Consider the following 8,031-nt stretch of genomic DNA (forward strand, 5'->3'; position numbering starts at 1 on the left):
CGTAAACGCCGGCTGCAATGCGCCGCCCGCCATCGGGACCATGCGGCGTTCGGCCCTTCCGACGGCAGGGCCTTTTCACGCGGCTGTTGACGAGGGAGAACGATCGTTCTACCGTAAACCCATGAACACACATGATGACCTCTCCGGCGAACCGGCCGTTCGCGACCGGCTGCTCGACGCGGCCGAGGCGCTGATCTACTCGGGCGGCATCCACGCCACGGGTGTCGATGCGATCGTGAAGCGATCCGGTGCCGCGCGAAAGAGCTTTTATTCGCATTTCGAATCGAAGGAGGCGCTGGTCGTGGCCGCCCTCGAGCGCCGTGACGAACGCTGGATGCGCTGGTTCGTCGACGCGACGCTGGCGCGCGGCAAGTCGCCGCGTGCGCAGTTGCTCGGCATGTTCGATGTGCTGCGCGACTGGTTCGTGGAACCCGATTTTCACGGCTGCGCATTCCTGAACGCGTCCGGTGAAATTGCCGACGCCGACGATCCGGTGCGCATCGTCGCGCGCATGCACAAGGCGCGCTTGCTCGCGTTCGTGCGCGAGCGGTTCGACGCGTATGCCGACGCAGCCGGGATCGAGCGCCGCGGGCTGGCCCGCCTCGCACGTCAATGGCTGGTGCTGATCGACGGCGCGATCGCCGTGGCGCTCGTCAGCGGCGATGCCGTCGCGGCGCGCGATGCGCGCGCAGCCGCCGAATGCTTGCTCGATACGGTGTCTCGAGCGTCGCAGTAACGCGTCCCAACCGGCTGCGTTCGTGCGCAGCCCAACCTTGAACAGGAGCATCCCATGTCCGCTTCCCCGGAAGTTCGTCCGCCCGTTCCGCCCTTCACGCTCGACACGGCGCGCCAGAAAGTGCGCGCCGCGGAGGATGCGTGGAACACGCGCGACCCGCTGCGCGTGTCGCTCGCCTATACGCCGCAGAGCCGGTGGCGCAATCGCGCGGAGTTCGTGACGGGCCGCGACGAGATCGTCGGCCTGCTGCAGCGGAAATGGACGCGCGAGCTCGACTACCGGCTGATCAAGGAGCTGTGGGCGTTCGGCGGCAATCGCATCGCGGTGCGATTCGCCTACGAATGGCATGACGACGCCGGCAACTGGTTCCGCTCATACGGGAATGAAAACTGGGAGTTCGACGAAAACGGCTTGATGGCGCATCGCCACGCGAGCATCAACGATCTGCCGATTCGCGAAGCGGATCGCCTGTACCACTGGCCGCTCGGCCGCCGTCCGGACGATCATCCCGGCCTGTCCGATCTCGGGCTGTGACGCAGCACGATGACGACGCGTGAACGCGTTCGATCACGCATCGAGCGTGCCGCCTGTGCTCAACGGTGAGGAAATTCGGGAGCCGTGTATTGAGGTGAGTGTTTTCGGGAGAAGGAGCGATTCCGTGCGGGACGGTGTGATGCTTCACGTCCCGCGTTTCACCGATCAATCTTCGCAGGAAACGGCGCGATTGCGCTGACGGAAGCGCCGTGCGCATTGCAGTGCTCGCGCTTTCGTTGCGTTGCCCGCACGCGAATCGAATGCGACATCGGCACTGGCGGGATTCGATCGGTGTGTAGCGATGCGCGATGCAACTCACCGCTCGACTTCGACGTGATGCCGGTTACGGCGATGGATCGACACGTGACCGTGCGTGTCACCGCATCGCGTTGCTCACCGTTCGAAATCGACATCGATACCGACACGCGCGCATCCAGGCCCGCGCATCGGAATCAACCAGGGTGCGCGGCAGCCGGTCGAGTTGCTCACCCCTGAACACGCATCCATCGACCACCTGCGCGCACCCTGCGCATCGTTCCGTCAGCCGGCGATCCGCGCCGCGATCGCTTCACCCACTTCCTGCGTCCCTGCCTGGCCGCCGAGATCGCGCGTGCGCGGCCCGGTGCGCAGCACGTCCTCGATCGCCGCGACGATCGCATCGTGCGCTTCGCGTTCGCGGCCCGCGCCGTTGCCGAGGAAGTCGAGCATCATCGCCGCCGACCAGATCATCGCGATCGGGTTCGCGACGTACTGGCCCGCGATGTCCGGCGCGGAGCCGTGCACCGGTTCGAACAGCGACGGAAACGTGCGATCCGGGTTCAGGTTCGCCGACGGCGCGATGCCGATCGTGCCCGTGCAGGCCGGCCCGAGGTCGGACAGGATGTCGCCGAACAGGTTCGACGCGACCACGACGTCGAAGCGGTCGGGCTGCAGCACGAAGCGCGCGCACAGGATGTCGATGTGCTGCTTGTCGACGGCGATCTCGGGATAGCGCTCGCCCATCTCGGCCGCGCGCGCGTCCCACCACGGCATGCTGATCGCGATGCCGTTGCTCTTCGTCGCGACGGTCAGGCGCTTCGCGCGGCGCTGCGCGAGCTCGAACGCGAACTTCAGCACGCGCTCGGTGCCGTGACGCGTGAAGATCGACTGCTGCATCACCACTTCGCGCTCGGTGCCTTCGAACATCGTGCCGCCGACCGACGAATATTCGCCTTCGGTGTTCTCGCGCACGATCATGAAGTCGATATCGCCCGCGTTGCGGCCGGCGAGCGGCGACGGCACGCCGTCGAACAGGCGCGCGGGCCGCAGGTTGATGTACTGGTCGAACTCGCGGCGGAATTTCAGCAGCGAACCCCACAGCGAAATGTGGTCGGGCACCGTCGCGGGCCAGCCGACCGCACCGAACAGGATCGCGTCCATGTCCGACAGCTGTGCCTTCCAGTCGTCCGGCATCATCTTGCCGTGCTGCGCGTAGTAGTCGCAGCTCGCCCAGTCGATCTGTTCGAACTGGAAACGGATGCCGAAGCGCGCCGTCACGGCGTCGAGCGCGCGCAGGCCCTCGGGCATCACTTCACGGCCGATGCCGTCACCGGGGATGACGGCAATCCTGTACGTCTTGTCGCTCATGCAAGCCTCCTTGGCTGTTCGGGCCGCCGGCAGCGTGCGCAGCGGAACGTGACGCCATTTTATTTATTTCCATTCAGATTAAAATCGTGCGAAAGGTTAATCGACTTTCCACGAATCGTGAACAAATCACCGAATCTCGACGACCTGCGCGTCTTCAGCCTGGTCGTCCGCCTGACGAGCTTCAGCGCGGCCGCCGAGCAGCTCGCGGTGTCGCCCGCGTACGTGAGCAAGCGCATCGCGCTGCTCGAGGCGCAGCTCGGCACGCGGCTGCTGCATCGCTCGACGCGCCGCATGACGGTCACCGAGGCCGGCGAACGCGTGTTCGCGCGCGCCGAGAAGATTCTCGACGACGTCGATCATCTCGTCGAGGATGTCTCGACCACGCGCACGGTGCCGCGCGGCACGCTGCGCATTTCGAGCAGCTTCGGCTTCGGCCGCCATGTCGTCGCGCCGGCGTTGCTCGACTTCTCCGCGCGCTATCCGCAGCTGAACGTGCGGCTCGATCTGTTCGACCGGCTCGTCGACGTCGCGGGCGAAGGCTACGACCTCGACGTGCGCATCGGCGACGAGATCGCCGATCACCTGATCGCGCGCCGCCTGGCTGCGAACTATCGCGTGCTGTGTGCGTCGCCCGACTATCTCGCACGACGCGGCACGCCGCGCACGCTCGCGGATCTCGCGTCGCACGACTGCCTCGCGATCAAGGAGCGCGACCATCCGTTCGGCGTGTGGCGGCTGAACCTGCGCGGAGAAACGGCAACGGTGAAGGTCGGCGGCGCGTTGTCGACGAACCACGGCGAGGTGGCCGTGCAATGGGCGCTGGCCGGGCGCGGGATCGTGCTGCGCTCGATCTGGGAGGCGGGGCCGCTGATCGAACGCGGCGCGCTGCGGCGCGTGCTGCCGGACGTGATTCAGCCGGCGAACATCTGGGCGGTCTATCCGGAACGCGTCGCGGCTTCGGCGAAGGTGCGCGTGTGCGTCGATTTTCTGGCGGAGGCGCTCGCCGGGTTGAATGCCGCGGCGAGCGACGATGCGGGCTGAAATCGGCGAAAGGTGAGCTTTTACGGGGGCATGTTTGCGACGTCGGCACATGCCCGTTTTGGGCGTGCCATCGCGTCATGGGCCGACACGACGCAACAGGCAGCGATACGTCGATGGCCGCGAGCCACGAGCCCGACCGACGATGATGCCCGCACCCGCACCCGCACCCGCACCCGCACCCGCACCCAAACCGCGGCTCACACCCGCGGCTCCGGCGTTCAAGCCGCTTGCGCAGCGCTCGCTGCGCCGAGCATCAGGTCGAGATTCTGCACGGCCGCGCCGGATGCCCCTTTGCCGAGATTGTCGAACACGGCGGACAGCAGCACCTGAGCGTGATCGTCATTGACGAACACGCTCAACCGCAGGTCGTTCGTACCGTTCAGCGCCTGCGGATCGAGATGCGTGATCGTGCGCGTATCCGCGAGCGGCGTGACCTCGACATGGCGCGCGCCGGCGTAATGGTGCGCGAGACACGTGTGCAGCAACTCACCGGTCACGCCGGCCGGAAGCAGGCGCAGCTCGATCGGCACCGTCAGCACGATGCCCTGCCGATAGGCACCGTAAGCCGGCACGAACAGCGGACGGTGCGCGAGCCCGGCATGCAGCTGGATCTCGGGCGCATGCTTGTGCGCGAGCGCGAGGCCGTAGACCTGCAGCGGTTTCGCGCGCGCGGCGTCGTTCGATTCGAATGCGTCGACGGCGGCGCGGCCGCCGCCCGAGTAACCGGACACCGCATGGATGCTCACCGGGTAGTCGCGCGGCAGCAGGCCGGCCTGTTGCAGCGGCCGCAGCAGCCCGACCGCGCCTGTCGGATAGCAGCCCGGATTGGTGACGCGCCGTGCACGTGCGATGGCCTGCGCGTGCCCGTCGGCCATCTCGGGGAAACCGTAGACCCATTCCGGTTCGGTGCGATGGGCCGAGCTCGCATCGATCACGCGTACCGCCGGATTCCGGATGAAGCCGACCGCTTCGCGCGCGGCGGCGTCGGGCAGGCACAGAATCGCGATATCGCACGCGTTGATCGCTTCGCCGCGCCGCGCGGGGTCCTTGCGCTCGGCATCCGGCAGCGTGACGAGCCGCAGGTCGGTGCGATCCCGCAGGCGCTCGTGGATCTGCAGGCCGGTCGTACCTTGGTCGCCGTCGATATAGACAGTAGGGAGGCTCATGATGGTCGCGTTCCTCGTTTCGGGCATCGGGAAAGCCGTATCGTCCATCGAACGCCTAGAATAGGAAAAGTTGAATTTCCTGATGACCGGATTCAGTTTTCCTGAACGAGAGGTGGGCATGCGCGAGATCAGTCTGGACCGGCTGCGTACGCTGGTCGCAATCGCCGACCAGGGATCCTTCGTGGCCGCCGCGCAGCTGCTGCATCTTGCGCCGCCGACGGTCAGTCTTCATGTCGCCGAACTCGAAAGCCGCATCGGTGCGCCATTGCTGTCGCGCACGCGCGGCAACGTGCAGCCGTCGACGATCGGTGCGGTGCTGGTGGAGCGGGCGCGCCGTCTGCTGGCCGAGGTCGAGTCGACCCTCGACGACGTGGAACGGCAGGTGCAGGGGCTGACCGGGCGCGTGCGCCTCGGCGCATCGACCGGGGCGATCGCGCATCTGTTGCCGCAGGCGGTGGCCCGGCTGCGCGAGCAGCATCCGGACATCGATGTCCAGATCGCGGTGCTCACGTCGCACGACACACTGGCGCGGCTTGCGCAGGGCTCGCTCGACGTCGGGCTGGTCGCCCTGCCGCAGGCGGCGGTCGCGGGGCTGTCGATCCGCGCGTGGCGGCGCGATCCGGTGCTGGCCTTTCTGCCCGCGGACTGGCGGCTGCCGGCACGCGTGACGCCGGCCTATCTGGCCGCGCGCCCGCTGATTCTCAACGATGCGACCACCCGCCTGTCGCGGCTCACGACGGAATGGTTCGCGCTCGGCGGCCACCGGCCCGAGCCGCGCATCGAACTCAACTACAACGATGCGATCAAGAGCCTGGTCGCCGCGGGTTACGGCGCGACGCTACTGCCGCACGAGGCGGGCGCCCCGTTGCCCGACCCACGCATCGTCATGCGGCCGCTGCGTCCGGCGTTGTGGCGCGAACTGGGCATCGCGCATCGGGCCGGCCCGGTCGAGCGGTCGACCCAGCACGTGCTCGACGCGTTGTGGGCGCTCGGCGCGCGCTAGGGCGCTCAGGGAACCGCGCCGCCGTCCTACAGCCGGTTGTCCTTCGCGAGCATCAGCACGCGCGCCCAGCGCTGCGCATCGCGCTTGTCCATCATCGGCAGTTTCCATTCGCCGCGCACCGCGTCGCGCACGCGCACGATGAGATGCCAGCGGCCGCCGATCGGCGCCGCCTCGCAGCCGTCGAGCTGCGACAACGTATAGCGGCCGTCCGCGCCGTCATGCGACAGCCACAGCAGCCCCTGCGTCGCGGACACGCGCAGCTCGCCCCACGCGCGATGCACGATGTGGGTCCAGCCTTGTTCCTTCGTGTTCGGTGCGATGTCGCGGCGGCGCTTGATCCACCATGCGATCAGCGCGATCAGGATCGCGGCGGCGAGCACGGCGGCCGCGATCGCGACCGGCTGGCCGAACTGCGCGGCGATGACGTGAAACAGGTGGACGGCGCCCCATCCCAGGGCGATGAGCGCGAACAGCGCAATGAAGATCGGCATGTCGAATCGGAACAGAGGACGGACCGGCGCAGCCTGCGCGCCGGTCCGTCGCATACGGCATCACCGGCGGCGGTGAATGTCGTGCGTGACGAAGCCCGCGTCGTTGGTGGGCAGCGCGAGGCCGTCCTTGACCGCGAGCGTCTTGCGGATGTCGTCGAGACCCGCGCACCAGTGGTCGCGCATCGTCGACAGACCGAACTGATAGTCCTTGTAGTGGTGCTCGTACGCCTTCTGCTGATAGATCAGGTGCTGGATGTTGTATTTCTTCCCGCTCGACATCGCTTCGGCCTCGATGCACCACGGGTCGTTCTTGCGCTGCTCTTCCGGCACCTGCTCGAGCACGTGGCGCAGCACGTTGCGGTAGCGCTGTTCGCGCTGCAGCGTATCGGTGACGAAACGCGTGCGGCTCGAATACTGCACGTCCTTCGTGCGTTCCGCGACGTCGGCCATCGTGCGCGGCAGCGGCCCGCGCGCGCTCCACAGATCGACCTGGAACGCGAGCGTGTCGCGCCGCGGACGCGCGCGCAGCACTTCCATCAGCGGCGTGTTCGACACGACGCCGCCGTCCCAGTAATACTCGCCGTCGATTTCGACCGGCGGAAACGCGGGCGGCAGTGCGCCGGACGCCATGAAGTGCTCGGGTTCGAGGCGGATGCGCGAGTTGTCGAAGTACACGAAGTTGCCGGTGCCGACGTTGACCGCGCCGACCGACACGCGCGTCTCGCCCGAGTTGATCCGGTCGAAATCGCACAGCTTGAGCAGCGTCGCGCGCAGTGCCGACGTGTCGTACCAGCTGATCTTTTCCGGATGATCGGACACGCCCGGCAGCGGCGGCGGGAAGCGCGGCGAGAAGAAGCCCTGCTGGCCCTGCATCATCGCGCTTGCGGCCTGCGATGCGGTGAAGAACGTGCGGACCTGGTCGATGCTGTTGAACAGCGCGAATTCGAACGCGGCCGGAATCGCGGGAAAGAACGCCGGCTGGCAGATCGTTTCCCAGAATTGGCGCAGCCGCTCGACGCGATGTTCGGGTGCATTGCCGGCGATCAGCGCGGTGTTGAGCGCGCCGATCGAGATGCCTGCGATCCAGTCGAGCGGAACGCCCGCTTCGTGCAGCCCTTCGAACACGCCGGCCTGATACGCGCCGAGCGCGCCGCCGCCCTGCAGGACGAGCGCGATGGTTTCGTACGGCAGCGACCGCGCAGCGGCCGGCGCGCCGGCTTCGTGATGCAGGTCCGCCGCATCGACGGCCTGCTTTTCTGTACGCGCGTGCGGTTTCATCAGATGCTCCGAGAAATCCCGCCGTGGACGGCGGAGACGGATGGCGTGGCGTCGACCGACGGCACGCCGTCCTTGGTATGGATGGTGGTGTGGAAGTCGCCTCCCGTTACAGAGGCGAGGACCTTACTGCATGAACCAGCCGTGGCTGACGACGAA

Annotated in this window: 9 protein-coding genes; 4 read left to right on the forward strand and 5 right to left on the reverse strand. The window is 67.3% G+C overall.

The window, feature by feature from the left end; translation table 11 throughout:
* Positions 1 to 121 precede the first annotated feature (121 nt).
* Both U4Z31_RS08590 and U4Z31_RS08595 read left to right on the forward strand, forming a co-directional pair.
* Positions 122 to 736, forward strand: coding sequence for a TetR/AcrR family transcriptional regulator (locus U4Z31_RS08590; RefSeq protein ID WP_124666273.1), 615 nt, complete (start codon positions 122 to 124; stop codon positions 734 to 736).
* A gap of 54 nt (positions 737 to 790) precedes the next feature.
* The gene (locus tag U4Z31_RS08595) at positions 791 to 1,270 is read left to right on the forward strand and encodes a nuclear transport factor 2 family protein (protein ID WP_257772833.1); all 480 of its coding nucleotides are present in this window, start codon (positions 791 to 793) and stop codon (positions 1,268 to 1,270) included.
* Positions 1,271 to 1,428: 158 nt separating this feature from the next.
* On the opposite strand, the gene U4Z31_RS08600 is transcribed toward U4Z31_RS08595, so the two are convergent.
* Both U4Z31_RS08600 and U4Z31_RS08605 read right to left on the reverse strand, forming a co-directional pair.
* Complete coding sequence (locus U4Z31_RS08600) at positions 1,429 to 1,695, reverse strand: hypothetical protein (RefSeq protein ID WP_321809968.1); 267 nt, start codon at positions 1,693 to 1,695, stop codon at positions 1,429 to 1,431.
* A gap of 115 nt (positions 1,696 to 1,810) precedes the next feature.
* Positions 1,811 to 2,896 (reverse strand): tartrate dehydrogenase, encoded by a 1,086-nt coding sequence (locus U4Z31_RS08605; protein ID WP_044848750.1) that lies wholly within the window; start codon positions 2,894 to 2,896, stop codon positions 1,811 to 1,813.
* A gap of 117 nt (positions 2,897 to 3,013) precedes the next feature.
* Between U4Z31_RS08605 and U4Z31_RS08610 the strand changes: the two genes are divergently transcribed.
* Entirely contained in the window at positions 3,014 to 3,937 is a 924-nt protein-coding gene (locus tag U4Z31_RS08610; RefSeq protein WP_321809969.1) for a LysR substrate-binding domain-containing protein, read from the forward strand.
* A gap of 218 nt (positions 3,938 to 4,155) precedes the next feature.
* Here U4Z31_RS08610 and argC read toward each other — a convergent pair whose 3' ends face one another.
* A complete protein-coding gene (argC, locus tag U4Z31_RS08615) occupies positions 4,156 to 5,103 on the reverse strand; it encodes an N-acetyl-gamma-glutamyl-phosphate reductase (protein ID WP_321809972.1) in 948 nt (315 codons plus the stop codon).
* A gap of 118 nt (positions 5,104 to 5,221) precedes the next feature.
* Here argC and U4Z31_RS08620 point away from each other — a divergent pair, with 118 nt between their 5' ends.
* Complete coding sequence (locus U4Z31_RS08620) at positions 5,222 to 6,106, forward strand: LysR family transcriptional regulator (protein WP_044849281.1); 885 nt, start codon at positions 5,222 to 5,224, stop codon at positions 6,104 to 6,106.
* 26 nt (positions 6,107 to 6,132) lie between these two features.
* Here U4Z31_RS08620 and U4Z31_RS08625 read toward each other — a convergent pair whose 3' ends face one another.
* Together U4Z31_RS08625 and U4Z31_RS08630 are read right to left on the reverse strand one after the other, a co-directional pair.
* Complete coding sequence (locus tag U4Z31_RS08625) at positions 6,133 to 6,597, reverse strand: signal peptide protein (protein WP_321809970.1); 465 nt, start codon at positions 6,595 to 6,597, stop codon at positions 6,133 to 6,135.
* Between the two features lie 60 nt (positions 6,598 to 6,657).
* Entirely contained in the window at positions 6,658 to 7,875 is a 1,218-nt protein-coding gene (locus tag U4Z31_RS08630) for a DUF3734 domain-containing protein (RefSeq protein ID WP_044849279.1), read from the reverse strand.
* Positions 7,876 to 8,031: the final 156 nt, after the last annotated feature.

The organism is Burkholderia sp. BCC1985 (genome assembly GCF_905339915.1).
Lineage (GTDB): Bacteria > Pseudomonadota > Gammaproteobacteria > Burkholderiales > Burkholderiaceae > Burkholderia.